Annotated in this window: 18 protein-coding genes, 1 pseudogene and 1 riboswitch; of the genes and pseudogenes, 8 read left to right on the top strand and 11 right to left on the bottom strand. The window is 53.9% G+C overall.

What is annotated here, in order from left to right; translation table 11 throughout:
* Positions 1 to 107: 107 nt before the first annotated feature.
* Entirely contained in the window at positions 108 to 1,472 is a 1,365-nt protein-coding gene (sdaA, locus tag UTO39_RS01095; RefSeq protein WP_028013531.1) for an L-serine ammonia-lyase, read from the top strand.
* Between the two features lie 241 nt (positions 1,473 to 1,713).
* On the opposite strand, the gene yoaE is transcribed toward sdaA, so the two are convergent.
* Together yoaE and UTO39_RS22305 are read right to left on the bottom strand one after the other, a co-directional pair.
* Positions 1,714 to 3,273, bottom strand: a complete 1,560-nt coding sequence (gene yoaE / locus UTO39_RS01090) for a CNNM family cation transport protein YoaE (protein WP_320726221.1) — start codon at positions 3,271 to 3,273, stop codon at positions 1,714 to 1,716.
* Positions 3,261 to 3,419: a protein YoaL gene (locus tag UTO39_RS22305; RefSeq protein WP_374208903.1), complete on the bottom strand. Its 159-nt coding sequence runs from the start codon at positions 3,417 to 3,419 to the stop codon at positions 3,261 to 3,263. The genes yoaE and UTO39_RS22305 overlap by 13 nt, the downstream gene beginning before the upstream one ends.
* Positions 3,420 to 3,734: 315 nt before the next feature.
* Here UTO39_RS22305 and manX point away from each other — a divergent pair, with 315 nt between their 5' ends.
* From manX to mntP, 5 genes are all read left to right on the top strand, one after another.
* Positions 3,735 to 4,697 carry a PTS mannose transporter subunit IIAB gene (manX, locus tag UTO39_RS01085; RefSeq protein ID WP_320726220.1) on the top strand — a complete coding sequence of 321 codons (963 nt, stop codon included), beginning with the start codon at positions 3,735 to 3,737 and terminating at the stop codon, positions 4,695 to 4,697.
* A gap of 47 nt (positions 4,698 to 4,744) precedes the next feature.
* Positions 4,745 to 5,545 carry a PTS mannose transporter subunit IIC gene (gene manY / locus UTO39_RS01080; protein WP_003859914.1) on the top strand — a complete coding sequence of 267 codons (801 nt, stop codon included), beginning with the start codon at positions 4,745 to 4,747 and terminating at the stop codon, positions 5,543 to 5,545.
* A 12-nt stretch (positions 5,546 to 5,557) separates the two neighbouring features.
* A complete protein-coding gene (locus tag UTO39_RS01075; protein ID WP_006810994.1) occupies positions 5,558 to 6,409 on the top strand; it encodes a PTS mannose transporter subunit IID in 852 nt (283 codons plus the stop codon).
* A gap of 54 nt (positions 6,410 to 6,463) precedes the next feature.
* Complete coding sequence (locus UTO39_RS01070; RefSeq protein WP_061097901.1) at positions 6,464 to 6,922, top strand: DUF986 family protein; 459 nt, start codon at positions 6,464 to 6,466, stop codon at positions 6,920 to 6,922.
* Positions 6,923 to 7,120: 198 nt separating this feature from the next.
* A riboswitch (yybP-ykoY riboswitch) is annotated at positions 7,121 to 7,311 on the top strand.
* 10 nt (positions 7,312 to 7,321) lie between these two features.
* Positions 7,322 to 7,888 carry a manganese efflux pump MntP gene (gene mntP / locus UTO39_RS01065; protein WP_061099650.1) on the top strand — a complete coding sequence of 189 codons (567 nt, stop codon included), beginning with the start codon at positions 7,322 to 7,324 and terminating at the stop codon, positions 7,886 to 7,888.
* On the opposite strand, the gene rlmA is transcribed toward mntP, so the two are convergent.
* From rlmA to mgrB, 7 genes and pseudogenes are all read right to left on the bottom strand, one after another.
* Positions 7,885 to 8,700 carry a 23S rRNA (guanine(745)-N(1))-methyltransferase gene (rlmA, locus tag UTO39_RS01060; RefSeq protein ID WP_320726219.1) on the bottom strand — a complete coding sequence of 272 codons (816 nt, stop codon included), beginning with the start codon at positions 8,698 to 8,700 and terminating at the stop codon, positions 7,885 to 7,887. The two genes, mntP and rlmA, sit on opposite strands and share 4 nt — an antisense overlap.
* Positions 8,701 to 8,767: 67 nt before the next feature.
* A complete protein-coding gene (gene ftsI, locus UTO39_RS01055) occupies positions 8,768 to 10,486 on the bottom strand; it encodes a peptidoglycan glycosyltransferase FtsI (RefSeq protein ID WP_320726218.1) in 1,719 nt (572 codons plus the stop codon).
* A 217-nt stretch (positions 10,487 to 10,703) separates the two neighbouring features.
* Positions 10,704 to 10,913: a transcription antiterminator/RNA stability regulator CspE gene (gene cspE / locus UTO39_RS01050; protein WP_001062678.1), complete on the bottom strand. Its 210-nt coding sequence runs from the start codon at positions 10,911 to 10,913 to the stop codon at positions 10,704 to 10,706.
* 13 nt (positions 10,914 to 10,926) lie between these two features.
* A pseudogene (locus UTO39_RS01045) lies at positions 10,927 to 11,071 on the bottom strand (DUF2627 domain-containing protein).
* A gap of 524 nt (positions 11,072 to 11,595) precedes the next feature.
* On the bottom strand, positions 11,596 to 12,585 hold the full coding sequence (locus UTO39_RS01040; protein WP_320726217.1) for an MBL fold metallo-hydrolase: 990 nt from the start codon (positions 12,583 to 12,585) through the stop codon (positions 11,596 to 11,598).
* Between the two features lie 23 nt (positions 12,586 to 12,608).
* Entirely contained in the window at positions 12,609 to 12,899 is a 291-nt protein-coding gene (locus UTO39_RS01035; protein ID WP_061097897.1) for a YebO family protein, read from the bottom strand.
* Between the two features lie 74 nt (positions 12,900 to 12,973).
* Positions 12,974 to 13,117: a PhoP/PhoQ regulator MgrB gene (gene mgrB / locus UTO39_RS01030; RefSeq protein ID WP_006175995.1), complete on the bottom strand. Its 144-nt coding sequence runs from the start codon at positions 13,115 to 13,117 to the stop codon at positions 12,974 to 12,976.
* Positions 13,118 to 13,276: 159 nt separating this feature from the next.
* Between mgrB and UTO39_RS01025 the strand changes: the two genes are divergently transcribed.
* Positions 13,277 to 13,516 (top strand): YobH family protein, encoded by a 240-nt coding sequence (locus UTO39_RS01025; RefSeq protein ID WP_041909477.1) that lies wholly within the window; start codon positions 13,277 to 13,279, stop codon positions 13,514 to 13,516.
* Between the two features lie 64 nt (positions 13,517 to 13,580).
* On the opposite strand, the gene kdgR is transcribed toward UTO39_RS01025, so the two are convergent.
* Complete coding sequence (gene kdgR, locus UTO39_RS01020; protein WP_320726216.1) at positions 13,581 to 14,372, bottom strand: DNA-binding transcriptional regulator KdgR; 792 nt, start codon at positions 14,370 to 14,372, stop codon at positions 13,581 to 13,583.
* Positions 14,373 to 14,550: 178 nt separating this feature from the next.
* Between kdgR and UTO39_RS01015 the strand changes: the two genes are divergently transcribed.
* Complete coding sequence (locus UTO39_RS01015) at positions 14,551 to 15,924, top strand: MFS transporter (RefSeq protein WP_320726215.1); 1,374 nt, start codon at positions 14,551 to 14,553, stop codon at positions 15,922 to 15,924.
* Between the two features lie 50 nt (positions 15,925 to 15,974).
* Here the strand turns inward: UTO39_RS01015 and htpX are convergent, their stop codons facing one another.
* Positions 15,975 to 16,856, bottom strand: a complete 882-nt coding sequence (gene htpX, locus UTO39_RS01010) for a protease HtpX (protein WP_010432647.1) — start codon at positions 16,854 to 16,856, stop codon at positions 15,975 to 15,977.
* Positions 16,857 to 17,029: the final 173 nt, after the last annotated feature.

Below are 17,029 nucleotides of genomic sequence, written 5' to 3'. Positions count from 1 at the left end.
AGTTTAATTCATGTGAATAGTTAAGCCGAGGTTGGTGTTCCCTCTTACACTATGCGCAGTTATAACATCGTTACTGGAACCCCGGTAACCCTGTCAGGAGTGTGAAAGTGATTAGTATATTCGACATGTTCAAAGTGGGGATTGGTCCTTCTTCTTCCCACACTGTAGGGCCGATGAAGGCCGGTAAACAGTTCGTCGATGATCTGGTCGAAAAAGGATTACTGGAAAGCGTTACCCGTGTTGCCGTAGACGTTTACGGTTCACTGTCATTAACGGGTAAAGGCCACCACACCGATATCGCCATTATTATGGGTCTGGCGGGCAATATGCCGGACACTGTTGATATTGATGCCATCCCGGCATTCATCCGCGACGTGGAAGCGCGCGGTCGCCTGCTGCTGGCTAACGGTCAGCACGAAGTGGATTTCCCGCAGGATGACGGCATGCGTTTTCGCAGCGACAACCTGCCGCTGCATGAAAACGGCATGACTATCCACGCCTGGAGCGGCGAAAAAGAGATCTACAGCAAAACATACTACTCCATCGGCGGTGGCTTCATCGTTGACGAAGAGCATTTCGGTAAAGAGAGCGCGGGCGACGTGAACGTGCCCTATCCGTTCAAATCGGCCACCGAGATGCTGGGCTACTGCAAAGAAACCGGCCTGTCGCTGTCCGGCATGGTGATGCAGAACGAGCTGGCGCTGCACAGCAAAAAAGAGATCGAAGACTATTTTGCCAACGTGTGGCAAACCATGCGCGCCTGTATCGATCGCGGGATGAACACCGAAGGCGTGCTGCCTGGGCCACTGCGCGTGCCGCGTCGTGCCTCTGCCCTGCGCCGTATGCTGGTGACCACGGACAAATTCTCTAACGACCCGATGAACGTGGTCGACTGGGTCAACATGTTTGCCCTGGCGGTTAACGAAGAGAACGCCGCGGGGGGGCGCGTCGTGACTGCGCCAACCAACGGCGCGTGCGGGATCGTACCGGCGGTGCTGGCCTACTACGATCACTTTATCGAGCCCGTGACGCCGGATATCTATATCCGCTATTTCCTCGCGGCAGGCGCTATCGGCGCGCTGTACAAGATGAACGCGTCTATTTCAGGCGCTGAAGTGGGCTGTCAGGGCGAAGTGGGCGTGGCCTGCTCCATGGCGGCGGCCGGTCTGGCCGAGCTGCTGGGCGCAAGCCCTGAGCAGGTTTGCGTGGCGGCGGAAATTGGCATGGAACATAACCTCGGTCTGACCTGTGACCCGGTCGCAGGCCAGGTGCAGGTGCCGTGCATTGAGCGTAACGCGATTGCCTCCGTCAAAGCGATTAACGCCTCGCGCATGGCGATGCGCCGTACCAGCGAACCACGCGTGTCGCTGGATAAGGTTATCGAAACCATGTACGAAACCGGCAAAGACATGAACGCGAAGTACCGTGAGACCTCGCGCGGCGGTCTGGCCATTAAGGTGCAGTGCGACTAATCCCCTCTTTCGCCCATCCGCAACGGATGGGCGAATTTCTCCCTTCATTCTCGTCTCCTTCTTCTTTCCCCACTACACTTTTTACGGTCGCGGCTGCTCGCGCTCGGCCTGGCATATGGCTGCGGCTAAATAGCGAACGGGTTGAGAGAGAAGCAGGCGCGGTAGTAACGCCTCAATGGCTGGCGGGAAAATCTTCCCCGCCAGAAGATCGTAACGGGCACATCGTACCCGTTAAGCAGACTTATTCATCTTCGTCGCGTGCAGACTGTTCTTTAACAATGCGGACCAGATCGACGCGGTAGTCGTTAGCTTCAACGATAGTGATGTGCAATGGAGGAAGCTCGATCACATCCCCGACGCGCGGGATCTGACCGTTTACGGCGATAACCAGCCCCGCCACGGTTGCGATGTCTTCTTCATCGTTAACCACGTTTTCCAACCCCAGCGTATGCGAGAGCGCGTGCAGGTCGGTCGCACCTTTGACCAGCCAGCCTTCGCCGTCGGCCACAATCTCAGGCGTTTCGTCTTCATCCGGGAATTCACCGGCAATCGCTTCAAGCACGTCCAGCGGCGTCACCAGACCCTGTACCACACCAAACTCGTTGGTGACGATAACAAAGCTACCGCGCGCGCGACGCAATACGCCCAGCAGGTTGATCGGATCCAGCGTTTCCGGCACGACAATCGCGGGCGACGAAGCTGCGATGGCCTCCACGTTGACGCCCTCTTCCAGCGCCACCAGCATCTCTTTCGCCCGCACGACGCCAATGATTTCATCCAGCTCACCGCGGCATACCGGGAACAGACTGTGCGGAGATGAGAGCAATTGCTGACGAATTTCATCAACGCTCAGGTTCGCATCGACCCAGCTAATTTCCCCGCGCGGCGTCATAATGCCGCGCAGCGAGCGGGAGGCCAGGGAGAGCACGCCGTTAATCATGTAGCGTTCTTCTTCCACAAACGCCCCTTCCGGGACCGGCACCGGGTTACGGTTTTCGGAATCAGACTGGACGTTCACCTGGCGACGCCCGCCCATCAGGCGCAGAATGGCGTCCGCCGTGCGGGCGCGCAGCGGCTGATTTGACTGCTGCTTAATAAAGTTACGGCGCGCAATCTGGTTGAACAGTTCGATCAGAATCGAGAAACCAATCGCGGCGTACAGGTAGCCTTTCGGAATATGGAAGCCGAAACCTTCCGCCACCAGGCTCAGACCAATCATCAGCAGGAAGCTCAGACAGAGCACAACCACCGTTGGATGCTGGTTGACGAAGCGCGTCAGCGGTTTCGAGGCCAGCAGCATCACCGCCATGGCAATGACCACAGCCGCCATCATCACCGGCAGGTGGTTCACCATACCGACCGCGGTAATGACCGCATCCAGCGAGAAGACCGCATCCAGCACCACGATTTGCAGCACCACGACCCAGAAGCTGGCGTAGCCCTTACCGTGCCCATCATCGTGCTGCCGGTTCTCCAGCCGTTCATGCAGCTCTGTTGTCGCTTTGAACAGCAGGAATATCCCCCCGATCAGCATGATCAAATCACGCCCGGAGAAGGTGTAGTCCATCACGGAGAAGAGCGGTTTGGTCAGCGTGACCATCCACGAGATCACGGACAGCAAGCCCAGTCGCATGATCAACGCCAGCGACAGGCCAATCAAACGTGCTTTATCACGCTGTTTTGGCGGGAGCTTGTCCGCGAGGATGGCGATAAACACCAGGTTATCAATACCGAGAACGATCTCCAGTACGACCAGCGTGAGCAGTCCCACCCAGATTGACGGGTCCATTAAGAATTCCATGACAAGCTCCTGCTAAAGGAATGACAAAACGGTGCCCCGCTCAACGTGGGCAAATAAGAGGCAGACAGAGTCGATACGTGGCGTGGTTCGCCGGTGAAAAAGGCGCGGAATGGCCTGGTAGATGACTGACGTCGGTGACGGTCCATATAGTGGGCTGTAGCCCTATACTCCTGAACAAGTAAACGGAGGCTAAACATATCAGAGACAATAGGTTTTAAGCAAAGATTTACGTTCATTTGCAAAAACGTAATAAGACTAAATTTGTGTTGAGAATTTTCTCGATCGGGAAAGCTAAATTACGGATCTTCATCACATAAATTATTTTTTCACTGTCTAAAATAATTCGCGGAAGTCTTAGTTTTTTTAACTCTAACCCTTATCTGAATCGATTCGGTTCGCCAATACGATTCTCAGTACGTCTGTCCGGCAGGCGTATTAATGATAATAAAAGGAGGTAGCAAGTGACCATTGCTATTGTCATAGGCACACATGGTTGGGCTGCTGAGCAGCTACTCAAAACGGCAGAGATGCTGTTGGGCGAGCAGGAAAACGTCGGCTGGATCGATTTCGTTCCCGGTGAAAATGCCGAGACGCTGATTGAGAAGTACAACGCTCAACTCGCGAAGCTGGATACCAGCAAAGGCGTGCTGTTTCTCGTCGATACATGGGGCGGCAGTCCGTTTAATGCTGCCAGCCGTATTGTCGTCGATAAAGAGCATTATGAAGTCGTCGCCGGGGTTAACATTCCTATGCTGGTGGAAACCTTTATGGCGCGCGACGACAACCCGAGCTTCGATGAGCTGGTCGCGCTGGCCGTTGAAACCGGTCGCGAAGGGGTGAAAGCCCTGAAAGCTCAGCCGGTTGAAAAACCCGCCCCTGCCCCGGCTGCACCGAAAGCAGCGGCACCGGCAAAACCGATGGGACCGAACGATTACATGGTCATCGGTCTGGCGCGTATTGATGACCGTCTGATTCACGGACAGGTTGCGACACGCTGGACCAAAGAGACCAACGTACAACGTATCATCGTGGTCAGTGACGAAGTGGCCGCCGACACTGTCCGTAAAACCCTTCTGACTCAGGTTGCACCACCGGGCGTTACCGCGCACGTGGTGGATGTCGCCAAGATGATCCGCGTTTACAACAACCCGAAATATGCGGGTGAACGCGTGATGCTCCTGTTTACGAACCCGACAGACGTCGAGCGCATTGTTGAAGGCGGCGTGAAAATCACCTCCGTGAACATCGGCGGTATGGCTTTCCGTCAGGGCAAAACGCAGGTCAACAACGCGATTTCAGTCGATGCGAAAGATATCGAGGCGTTCAACAAGCTGAATGCCCGCGGTATTGAGCTGGAAGCCCGTAAGGTTTCCACTGACCAGAAACTGAAAATGATGGATTTGATCGGTAAAGTTGGGAAATAAGCCCGCGCCGGTTTTTCACATAAAGCTTATGTTATAGGAGAAGTACAATGGAGATTACCACTCTTCAGATTGTGCTGGTGTTCATCGTCGCGTGTATTGCGGGTATGGAATCCGTACTTGATGAATTTCAGTTCCACCGCCCTCTGGTGGCCTGTACGTTGATTGGTGCCGTTCTGGGTGATATGAAAACCGGTATCATCATCGGGGGTACGCTGGAAATGATCGCCCTGGGCTGGATGAACATCGGTGCAGCCGTTGCGCCAGATGCCGCACTGGCCTCTATCATCTCAACCGTTCTGGTTATTGCCGGTCATCAGAGTATCGGTGCAGGTATCGCCCTGGCCATTCCTCTGGCCGCAGCAGGCCAGGTGCTGACCATCATCGTTCGTACTATCACCGTGGCCTTCCAGCACGCGGCGGATAAGGCGGCCGAAAACGGCAACCTCACGGCGCTCTCCTGGATCCACGTGTCGTCCCTGTTCCTGCAGGCGATGCGTATCGCAATCCCGGCGGTTATCGTTGCGATCTCTGTCGGCACCAGTGAAGTTCAGGGCATGCTGAACGCGATCCCTGAAGTGGTCACCAGCGGTCTGAACATCGCGGGCGGTATGATCGTCGTGGTGGGTTACGCGATGGTCATCAACATGATGCGCGCAGGCTACCTGATGCCGTTCTTCTACCTCGGCTTCGTCACCGCTGCATTCACCAACTTCAACCTGGTTGCTCTGGGCGTGATTGGTGCCGTGATGGCGATTCTCTACATCCAGCTCAGCCCGAAATACAACCGCGTTGCGGGTGCCCCAGCGCAGGCTGCTGGTAACAACGATCTCGATAACGAACTGGACTAACAGGTGAGCGAAATGGTTGATATGACAAAAACTACCACCGAGAAAAAACTCACTCCGGGTGATATTCGTGGCGTGTTCATCCGTTCTAACCTGTTTCAGGGTTCATGGAACTTCGAACGTATGCAGGCGCTGGGCTTCTGCTTCTCCATGGTACCGGCGATCAAACGCCTGTATCCGGAAAACAACGAGGCGCGCCGTCAGGCGATTAAGCGTCACCTGGAATTCTTCAACACCCATCCTTACGTCGCGGCTCCAGTTCTGGGCGTGACGCTGGCGATGGAAGAGCAGCGTGCAAACGGCGCGGAGATTGACGATGGTGCCATCAACGGTATCAAAGTCGGTCTGATGGGTCCGCTGGCCGGCGTGGGCGACCCTATCTTCTGGGGTACCGTTCGTCCGGTCTTCGCGGCGCTGGGTGCCGGGATCGCGATGAGCGGCAGCCTGCTCGGGCCTCTGCTGTTCTTTATCCTGTTCAACGCGGTGCGTCTGCTGACCCGTTACTACGGCGTGGCCTACGGCTACCGTAAGGGCGTGGACATCGTTAAGGATATGGGCGGCGGCTTCCTGCAGAAACTGACCGAGGGGGCGTCAATTCTCGGCCTGTTTGTGATGGGGGCGCTGGTTAACAAGTGGACGCACGTGAACATCCCGCTGGTGGTTTCGACCATCACCGGTCAGGATGGTCAGACCCGCGTCACCACCGTGCAGACGATTCTGGACCAGCTGATGCCTGGCCTGGTGCCGCTGCTGTTGACCTTCGCCTGTATGTGGCTGCTGCGTAAGAAAGTGAACCCGCTGTGGATCATCGTTGGCTTCTTCGTCATCGGTATCGCGGGTTACGCTGTCGGCCTGCTGGGCCTGTAAGACTTTGCGTTATCGACCGGGGGCTTGCCCCCGGTCTTTTTATCTGGAGGATGAATGACTGTTACGGACATCGTACTGGTTTTGTTTATTGTTGCCCTTCTGGCTTATGCCATCTACGACGAGTTCATTATGCCTCGCCGCCACGGCGAGACGCTGCTGACCCTTCCCCTCTTGCGCCGAGGGCGCATTGATGCGTTTATCTTCGCCGGCCTGGTGGTCATTCTGATTTACAATAACGTGACCAGCCACGGTGCAATATTAACCACATGGTTATTATGTGCGCTGGCATTAATGGCGATTTACCTGTTCTGGATCCGCTCGCCAAAGCTCATTTTTAAAAAACACGGATTCTTCTTCGCCAACGTATGGATAGAATATAACCGCATTAAAGAGATGAATTTATCCGAAGACGGCGTGTTAGTGATGCAATTAGAACAACGCCGCCTACTCATTCGGGTCAAAAATATTGATGACCTTGAGAAAATATACAAATTACTCGTTAAAACTCAATGAGTTATTATTATAACCTCGGCTATATATTGTGATATTCTTTCACAAAGAATATAGCCGTTGCTATATCTCCCCCCCTCTTTCACTTATATTTATTAACGATATTTTCACGCATAAACCTAAATGAAAATCGTTATCAAACAAGCGAATAAATTAAGCCTTTCTCGTTGTTGTTTTATATTCTCAAAATATGTTAAGGTTGCGCCCGTCATTGGGGAGTAGCCGATTTCCTGCACGCAGGAAATGTACGTGTCAACATACTCGTTGAAAAACGTGGCGCGTACGGATCGCTTTCAGCATGCTTACCGTGCAAAAGGGATCAGGCGAGACCATAGATACATCAACTGCTGTTTACTGGGGGCAGTGATGTGTCATATGGATATCCCCGGTCTGGACGCTCTTATGAACATCTCCGCTACGATCCTTCTCGCTTTTGGCATGTCCATGGATGCATTTGCGGCTTCCATCGGCAAAGGCGCCACGCTCCACAAACCTAAATTCTCAGAAGCACTGCGCACCGGTCTGATCTTTGGTGCCATCGAAACGCTGACGCCGCTCATCGGCTGGGGTTTAGGCATGCTCGCCAGCCAGTTCGTGCTGGAGTGGAACCACTGGATTGCCTTCGTCCTGCTGGTGTTTCTCGGTGGCCGAATGGTGATTGAAGGTTTTCGCGGGAATGATGATGAAGATGAAGCACCGCTGCACCGCCACGGCTTCTGGCTGCTGGTCACTACGGCAATCGCCACCAGCCTGGACGCCATGGCCGTCGGGGTGGGCCTGGCGTTCCTGCAGGTCAACATTATCGCCACCGCGCTGGCTATTGGCTGTGCAACGCTGATTATGTCCACGCTGGGCATGATGGTCGGGCGGTTTATCGGCCCGCTGCTGGGTAAACGCGCCGAGATCTTAGGCGGTATTGTGCTGATCGGCATTGGTGCCCAGATCCTCTGGGCACACTTCGCGCCTTAAGCGTCGCGCTGCCAGACGTGGATACTGAAATCCGTCTGGCAGCCAAACGTCGTTCGCGCCGCTAGCGCATCCCAGACTTCCGGCTTTGCCCGCCACGCGAACGGCGTCATCTGCAGCAGGGCTACCGCTTCTTCCCCGTTCAGATTCATTTCATACGCCACCGAGCGCTCCTGCTTCAGAGTAAAGCCTGTCAGCTGTTCTGAGTGTGGGGCATGCAGGCGCACCTCGTCGTAAATGAGCCCTTTCAGCTCCATCAGGTGACGCGGGCCCGGCGTGACGGTTATCACCCAGCCTCCGGGCTTCACCACGCGCGCCAGCTCGTCTGCTTTACACGGCGCGTAGATGCGGATAACGGCGTCCATACTGGCATCCTCAAACGGCAGCCGGTGGCTGGATGCCACGCAGAACGTCACGCCAGCGTAACGTTTAGCCGCCGCGCGGATCGCCACTTTCGACACGTCGAGACCGAACGTTACGGCTCCCTTCTCACGCACCACATCCGCAAACCGTGCGGTGTAGTACCCTTCCCCGCAGCCGATATCAAGCATGGCGGACGCGGAGTCAGGCAGCATGTCACCCAGCATCTGCGCCACCGTCTCCCGCAGCGGCAGATAGTGCCCGGCATCGAGAAACGCCCTGCGCGCCTGCATCATCTCTGCGCTATCGCCCGGATCGCGGGAGCGCTTGTGCTGCACCGGAAGAAGATTCACATACCCTTCTTTCGCCATATCAAACTGATGTCCCTGCGGACAGGCATAACTTTTATCTGAGCGCGTCAGGGGCGCGTGGCAAAGGGGACAGCTGAAGGACATGGCAACTCCGGAACATAAACCAAAGGGCGAAGTGTACCGCTATTCGCCCCGCTATAAAACGGCTGGATTACCGCATGACAATGAGGTGGTCAGAACCGGCAGGCAGGCCATCGGGTTTGATATTCTCCAGGCGCAGCACGTTGCCCATGATTTCGCTGAAGACCGGCGCGGAAACCGCCCCGCCGTAGTAGGCCCCGTTTTGAGGATCGTTAATCACCACCACCAGGGCGAAACGCGGGTCGCTGGCAGGCGCAACGCCCGCGGTATAGGCGACGTATTTATCGACATATTTGCCGCTATCATCAATTTTCTTCGCCGTCCCGGTCTTCACCGCCACGCGATAATCGCGAACGGCGGCCTTAACGCCCCCGCCGCCGGGCAGCGCGACGCTCTCCATCATGTGCTCCACTTCATGGGCGATCTCCTCCGGCATGACGCGGTGGCCGATAACGGGGGGATCGATGCGGGTGATGGAGAGTGGGCGCTCAAGCCCGAAGCCGCCAATCGTCGCGTAGACGTGAGCCAGCTGAAGCGGCGTGACCATAAGGCCGTAGCCAAAGGCAAAGGTCGCACGGTCAAGCTGGCTCCAGTATTTTCGCTGTGGCAACAGCCCGGCGCTTTCGCCCGTCAAGCCCAGCCCCGTGTTGGTGCCAAACCCAAAGTTTCGATAGGTATCAATAAGATGCTGGACAGGCATCGCCAGCGAGAGCCGGGATACGCCGGTGTCGCTTGATTTTTGCAGGATCCCGGTCATGGTCAGTTCAGGATAATAACCCACGTCGCGGATACGGTGCCCGTCAAGGGTATACGGGTGGGTATCAATGACGCTGTCCGGCTGGACCAGCCCCTGCTGCAGGGCCGTCATCAGCACCAGCGGCTTGACGGTCGAACCGGGCTCGAACGTATCGCTGATTGCCCGGTTGCGAAAATCATTTATCGTCGCGCCTTCCCGGTTATTAGGGTTGAAATCCGGATAGCTCGCCATAGCGAGTATTTCCCCGGTGGGGATATTGATCAGCACCGATGCTCCTGACTCGGCCTTGTTCCAGGCCACGGCATTGTCCAGCGCATCCTCGGTAATGGTTTGCAGACGCTCGTCAATACTCAACTGGATGTTATGCGCCGGCGTGGGCGCCACTTCCGTCAGGTTTTCAACCACGCGACCGTAGCGATCCTCCCTGACCTGTCGGATACCCGCTTTTCCCGTCAGCTGCGCATTGAAGCTTTTCTCCACCCCTTCAATGCCCTGCCCGTCAATATTGGTAAAGCCAATCAGGTTCGCCGCCACGTGGCCTGCCGGGTAAAAGCGGCGGGATTCATCGCGTAAATTAATCCCCGGCAGATTAAGCTTATCAATCCACTTCGCCTGAGCAGGATCGACCTGACGCGCCAGGTAGATGAAGCGGCCCTGGGGGTTGGCGTTAATCCGTGATGAAAGGGCGCTCAACGAAAGATGCAGCGCGCTCGCCAGGGCCTGCCAGCGTTCATCAAAACCAACGCCCCCTTTTGCCAGCACCGTTTTAGGATCGGCCCATACGGCCCGGACGGGCACGCTGACCGCCAGAGGTCTCCCTTCACGATCCATAATCATCCCACGCGGCGCATCAATCACCAGCTGACGGAGGGATCGCATATCTTCCTGCTTTACCAGATTGTCAGGTTTGATGATTTGTAGCCAGGCAACGCGGCCAAGTAAAAAGGCCAGACTGCAGAAAATAGCGAAACAGAGCAGCGCAAAACGCGCCGGCGTGAAATTGCCAGCGGTTAATATCAATTTCTTCTTCACCTGAACCCCAGGACTGTTAAACAACGCTCTGATTTAACGAGAAAAGATGCGTTTTGGGAGGCGAAACTGTGATACTAACCTCGCAGCTTTGCAACAAGTTGCTAACAAGACGGGAGATAGTAATATTTTGAAAGATAGGGAATAAAAAAGCCCCGCATGATGCGAGGCTTTATGTCTGAGAGTGAAGCGCTGTGCGCCCCAGTCAGCAGCGGTTCGATCAGATAGCAGTTACGTTAACTGCAGCTGGGCCTTTCTGGCCGTCCTGAATTTCGAACTCAACGTTCTGGCCTTCAGCCAGAGTTTTGAAGCCGTTACCCTGGATTGCAGAGAAGTGTACGAACACGTCTTTGCTGCCGTCAGCAGGAGTAATGAAACCAAAACCTTTAGACTCGTTGAACCACTTAACTTGACCTTTAATCTTTGCCATTTTGCAAAATTCCTTAGAGTGTTTTCTTAGCCCGCAGGCATTAACTGAGATAAAACTGAGACATTACTGCATGAGGCACTAATATAAGGTTCGGCAGAGAAGCGGTATTCAACGACAACGTGTTTACTCAGGACTTCTTTACTGAAAATGCCACACATAAACAGAACTGTACCTCGTTTGACCCAAAACGTGTTATCACACACTATGTTTAATATGGCAAGCCATTTTTAAACATGTCTCGATCCGCCGCACAAATTCGAACACTGTCTGTAAGGATTTGCACAATTATGCGCTTCACAAACAGACGGCTATACTCCCTTACACAGACTCAACGCTGCTTGCGCAGCCGCTGTAATCTAAGACTTTTTTAACATAGCTCAATCATTACAATGCGTCCAGCAGACGGGAAAAGAAATCTTCGGCGTTGATTGAGTTAGAACAAATTGTGAAAACTTATGCTTAAATCATTGTAACGTGACCGTATTGTTTCAGCCAAAAGCGATGTTAATAATCCGCACCCTTCTGTATTAAAATGCATCAGGTAATAAACAGTGTTATGCACCAAAATAATGAAATTTTTATGACTCTGCATCAAAACAAGGCAAGCAAAACGTTTCGATAAAAATAAAACTTTCCAGGCACCGAATACATACACTATATATGCAACAATTTGTCGCTTCGTTTATAAGGGTAAATATTCGCCAATTTTCAGTATCCTGAAAGTATTATTAACTGGTGCTACACTGTCCAGCGCGTCAGTTAATTCTTTTATGGGGTCATCCAGCGCTTCATCCGCCAGCTCAAACACGCCCCAGTGAACAGGGAATGCCAGAGGGCAACCTAACTGCTGCCACAGCGCAACGGCAGACTGAGGATCCATATGGTGTACGGCCATAAACCATCGTGGAGCATAGGCGCCAACGGGCAATGCTGCAGCATCAATTTTCCCCAGACGTTCCGGTATCAACAGCAGCTCGGGCGAATAGCCGGTATCGCCACTAAACCAGAACCGGTGATGCCGCCCTTCAAAGACCCAGCCGCACCATAATGAACGATTGCGGTTCCAGAGCGTGCGCATACTCCAGTGCTGCGCCGGTACGGCGGTTAATGTCATCCCCTGCCAGGTAAAACTCTGCCACCAGTCGAGCTCAACCACCTGTTTTGCGCCCCGGCGACGAAACCAGCCGCCCAGGCCTAAAGGAACAAACACGCTGACGTCGGGAAAGCGTTTGAGAATATGGCGAACGGTGAATTCATCAAGATGATCGTAATGGTTATGCGAGATAACGACCGCGTCAAGCTGGTGCAGTTGATCGACAGAGAGTGCCGGAGGCGTTCTACGCTGCGGCCCTAAGAAAGGGAGCGGAGAAGCGCGCCGTGAAAAAACGGGATCGGTAAGAAGGATATTGCCGTCCAGCTGGAGCAGTATGCTCGCATGTCCGAGCCACCACGCCCCATCCTCCTGCGGTTGCTGAAGATCGGCCGGTTGCCACCACTGCCGGATAAAGTCATCGTAGCCGAGGGCGGGCGGCTTCGGTAAGCCGGCTTCTTTACGCTCTTTGCGCCAGCGGTCAAGATCGCCAGGCTGGTGTCCTGCAGAAGTGGTGTTACGAAAACCGTTTGGGGTGTGATGCTTCAGGGAGGGGTCATACCAGGGATTTTTCCAGACCACAGCCACCTCCCGGAATCATACGATTAGCGTTCAGCCACCAGGCGAATAAAATCGTCTTGATCGTTGTTCTCTTCAGCGACCGCTTCTTTTGATACTTCTTTCTCTTCCGGCTCGTTAGCCTCGCACAGACGACGCAACAGCGCATTCTGTCGCTTTTGCTGCTCAAGCAGCGCTTCCAGCAGTTCGATCTGCTCGTTGGTACGTGAACTGGCACGGTTTACGAAAAACCAAATGACCAGCCCCACCAGCAGAACAACCAAAGAGATCGTCAGGGATGCCATATTTAGCAGCCCTGAATTCAGTAACTCACCCATTTCACCACCTCAATAAAAACGTCTATTTTACCACTGGCGCGAAGGAAGGAAATCACCTGAAGAAAAAATGCGTGCTACCACGGAATAAACTTATTGATTGCGCAAACGCCGCTAAAAAACTGTACATCCTGATCGCACATCACGTTGATAGTCTGCGTCCACAACACCACGCACGCTATCAGCACGATAATCAGAATCACCCAGCGTATTTTTTTCACTCCACACTCCGTTTAAAGACCTGATATGACCAGGTTATCACGGTTATCTTAAACAAGGACTAACTGTAGCGCCATCAGGCTCTTTTCAGAATCCTGCACTTGTTTCATTACGTAAACCGTTTAGGCTATCGTCATGATAACAACGATAAAGAGGTAATAATGCGCTTAATTATTCGTACAATTGTTGCACTGGCGATACTCTGGATTGGCCTGCTTTTAACGGGTTATGGCGTGCTGGTGGGAAGCACCGAAAACGCCGCAGGGTTAGGCATTCAATGTAAGTATTTAACAGCACAGGGAGTCAGCACGGCGCAGTATCTCCATTCGGATAGCGGGATCATTGGGTTAACCAACTGCCCGGTACTGCGTAAGACCTCCGTCGTGATTGATAATGGCTAAGCCACAGCGTTAACGACGAATAAAAAACGCCGCAAAGATGCGGCGTTTTTTATGTTAGCCTGGGTTAAAACGGATAGTCGTTGTAACCCATCTGTTCAGAAATCTTACGCGCGGCGGTATGCAGAATAGCCACATACTCGTGCAGGCGCTCTTCCGAGAAGCGAAGCGTAGGGAAAGAGATGCTCAACCCCGCGATCACGACGCCAAAGCGGTCAAACACCGGAACGCCGATGCAGCGCAGCCCTTCTTCCTGCTCTTCGTTATCTTCGCCGTACCCTTGTTCACGCACCTTGTCGAGCACCGTTAATAACTCATCGGTGTTAGTAATGGTCCGTTCAGTGCTGCGTTTGTACTCTACGCCATCGAGGATCTGTTTAACTTCTTCACGATCGCGCCACGCCAGCAGAACCTTACCAATGGCCGTGCTGTAAAGCGGGTTGCGACGACCAATGCGCGAATACATGCGCAGGTTATACATGGAGTCGATTTTATGGATGTAAACAATGCTGTCTTCATCCAGCGCACCCAGGTGGATAGTCTCTTTGGTCAGGCGGGAGATCTCACGCATCTGAATATCCGCGCTACGGATCAGATCCACGTTTTGCAATGCCCGGGCACCCAGTTCAAACAGTTTCAGCGTAAGAGAATATTTTTCAGATTCGCCTTCCTGTGCAACGTAACCCAGTGATTTCATGGTTTGCAAAAAGCGGTAAACGGTGCTTTTTGACATCATCACGCGCTGTGACAACTCTGTGATACCAATTTCACGCTCTTCCCCGAGCGCCTGTAAGATGCCAAACACCTTCAGCACGGAAGAAACAGAATCTGGCTGTTTATCCAAATCCGCAATTGCCATTTACCACCTCATAGAGAGTGTTTTATAAAAATCAGAACCGGTTTTTATTATAAATTCCCGTCATGTTACCTGCAATCAATCCGCGTTTACTTCGTTACAAATCTGCGACATAAAACGGTGTTAACGATGCTAAAATAGTTACCCTGAGAATAATTTCACTCTGAGCTATTTATCCCCGATGGAAAAGAACCTTTCCGATGGCCTGCCTTTGCCCCAGCGGTATGGCGCTATCGCTACGATTATTATTGGTATCTCAATGGCCGTCCTTGACGGCGCGATTGCGAACGTTGCCCTTCCCACCATTGCCACCGATCTGCATGCTTCCCCGGCCAGTTCGATATGGATTGTTAACGCCTATCAGATTGCGATTGTGGTTTCCCTGCTCTCCTTCTCTTTTCTGGGCGATATGTTCGGCTACCGTCGGGTATATCAGTGCGGGCTGGTGGTATTTACCTTCACATCACTGCTGTGCGCCCTTTCGGACTCTCTGCATACGCTGACGCTGGCGCGCATCGCGCAAGGTTTTGGCGGCGCGGCGCTGATGAGCGTCAATACGGCGCTAATCCGCCTGATCTATCCGCAGCGTCATCTGGGGCGAGGCATGGGGATAAACTCGTTTATTGTCGCGGTGTCATCTGCCGCCGGGCCAACCATTGCGGCAGCCATACTTTCTGTCGCCTCCTGGCAGTGGCTGTTCGCCATAAACGTGCCGCTGGGTATCGTCGCTATCTTCTTTGCCCTGCGTTTTCTCCCTGCTAACGGCCCGAAAAGCACTATGCCGCGCTTTGACGTGGCAAGCGCGGTGATGAATGCGCTCACCTTTGGTTTGCTGATTACCGCCCTGAGCGGTTTTGCGCAGGGTCAATCCCTGATGCTTACCGCCGTGGAGCTTGTTGCCCTGCTGGCGATCGGCTTCTTCTTTGTTCGCCGCCAGCTTGCCCTGCCGGTGCCCTTACTGCCGGTCGATCTGCTGCGAATTCCGCTCTTTTCGCTCTCCATCTGCACCTCCGTCTGCTCATTCTGCGCCCAGATGCTGGCTCTGGTTTCACTGCCCTTCTTTCTGCAAAGCGTGATAGGACGTTCCGAAGTGGAGACCGGGCTGCTGTTAACCCCCTGGCCGCTGGCGACGATGGTGATGGCACCGCTTGCCGGTTATTTAATAGAACGCGTACATGCCGGTTTGTTAGGTGCGGTGGGGCTCGCAGTGATGGCAACAGGTCTTTTCGCGCTGGCGCTGCTTCCGTCATCGCCAACCGATCTGGACATCATCTGGCGCATGATCCTGTGCGGTGCCGGGTTTGGCCTTTTTCAGTCCCCCAACAACCACACCATTATTACCGCGGCACCGCGCCACCGCAGTGGAGGTGCCAGCGGCATGCTGGGGACCGCGCGTCTGCTGGGGCAAAGCACCGGGGCGGCGCTGGTTGCCCTGATGTTTAACCTTGCCGGGCAAAACGGTAACCACGTTGCGCTTCTCACCGCAGGCGTTCTTGCCACCCTGGCGGCCATCGTCAGCGGATTGCGCGTAACCCAACCCGACGTTCAGGCATAAAAAAAGCCGGGCGGAGTCTTCTCCAGCCCGGCTTATTTAAGCGCTTAGCGTTACTTCAGGTATTCCCCACTGCGCAGCGCTTCAATACGTTTATCCAGCGGCGGGTGAGACATAAACAGCTCGCTCAGCGACTTTGATTTGCCGTTGATGCAGAAGGCCATCATGCTGTTCGCTTCCTGCGGCTCGTAGCTGGTTTTCAGACGCTGCAGGGCTGCAATCATCTTCTCACGACCCACCAGCTTCGCAGAGCCGGCATCCGCGTGGAACTCACGGTGACGAGAGAACCACATGGTGATAATGCTCGCCAGGATACCGAACACCAGTTCCAGCACCATCGATACGGCGAAGTAGATCAGCGGGTTACCGTTGCTCTCTTCACCTTCATCACGGTTGCCGCCCATGAAGCCAGCCGCAATCTGCGCCAGAATACGGGAGATAAAGATAACGAAGGTGTTCACCACGCCCTGGATCAGGGTCATGGTCACCATGTCACCGTTGGCGATATGGCTGATTTCGTGCGCGATAACCGCTTCGGCTTCGTCGCGGCTCATGTTCTGCAACAATCCGGTGCTCACGGCAACCAGAGACGCATCACGACGGGCACCCGTAGCAAACGCGTTAATATCCGGGGCATGGTAAATAGCAACCTGCGGCATGGCGATGCCTGCCTGCTTAGACTGCTGTGCCACCGTATTCATCAGCCACTGTTCCATATCGTTACGCGGCTGTTCAATTACCTCACCGCCTACGGATTTCAGCGCCATCCACTTTGACATCAGCAGGGAAATGAAAGAGCCACCAAAACCAAACAGCAGCGCCATAATCAACAGACCCTGAACGCTGCTCGACTGAATTCCCGTCAGGCTTAGCACGAGCCCGAAAACCACCATCACCGCCAGGTTGGTGAGCAGGAAGAGCGCGATTCGCATCATAATTTTCTTTTAACCTCAGTTTAACAAAACGCACTATGCGATTACCCACATCGTATGGGTATTACTGCTATTTTCAAGCATCCGGTAGGCGTAAGTCACCAGAAAGACACAACTTTACACAATTGGAAATCAGCCTGACGGAAGGATGCAGAACAAAAAGAAACAGGCACAAT

Origin of the sequence: Enterobacter sp. 118C5, from assembly GCF_034107645.1 — a bacterium.
GTDB lineage: Bacteria > Pseudomonadota > Gammaproteobacteria > Enterobacterales > Enterobacteriaceae > Enterobacter > Enterobacter nematophilus.
The sequence above is the reverse complement of the archived record's forward strand: the minus strand, read 5'-3'. Positions and strand labels throughout refer to the sequence as shown.

Coding starts and splice junctions, on each gene's coding strand:
- yoaE (WP_320726221.1), bottom strand. CDS start 3,273: ATGGAATTCTTAATGGACCCGTCAATCTGGGTGGGACTGCTCACGCTG.
- UTO39_RS22305 (WP_374208903.1), bottom strand. CDS start 3,419: ATGGACCGTCACCGACGTCAGTCATCTACCAGGCCATTCCGCGCCTTT.
- manY (WP_003859914.1), top strand. CDS start 4,745: ATGGAGATTACCACTCTTCAGATTGTGCTGGTGTTCATCGTCGCGTGT.
- UTO39_RS01075 (WP_006810994.1), top strand. CDS start 5,558: ATGGTTGATATGACAAAAACTACCACCGAGAAAAAACTCACTCCGGGT.
- UTO39_RS01070 (WP_061097901.1), top strand. CDS start 6,464: ATGACTGTTACGGACATCGTACTGGTTTTGTTTATTGTTGCCCTTCTG.
- mntP (WP_061099650.1), top strand. CDS start 7,322: ATGAACATCTCCGCTACGATCCTTCTCGCTTTTGGCATGTCCATGGAT.
- rlmA (WP_320726219.1), bottom strand. CDS start 8,700: ATGTCCTTCAGCTGTCCCCTTTGCCACGCGCCCCTGACGCGCTCAGAT.
- cspE (WP_001062678.1), bottom strand. CDS start 10,913: ATGGCAAAGATTAAAGGTCAAGTTAAGTGGTTCAACGAGTCTAAAGGT.
- UTO39_RS01035 (WP_061097897.1), bottom strand. CDS start 12,899: ATGGGTGAGTTACTGAATTCAGGGCTGCTAAATATGGCATCCCTGACG.
- UTO39_RS01025 (WP_041909477.1), top strand. CDS start 13,277: ATGCGCTTAATTATTCGTACAATTGTTGCACTGGCGATACTCTGGATT.
- kdgR (WP_320726216.1), bottom strand. CDS start 14,372: ATGGCAATTGCGGATTTGGATAAACAGCCAGATTCTGTTTCTTCCGTG.
- UTO39_RS01015 (WP_320726215.1), top strand. CDS start 14,551: ATGGAAAAGAACCTTTCCGATGGCCTGCCTTTGCCCCAGCGGTATGGC.
- htpX (WP_010432647.1), bottom strand. CDS start 16,856: ATGATGCGAATCGCGCTCTTCCTGCTCACCAACCTGGCGGTGATGGTG.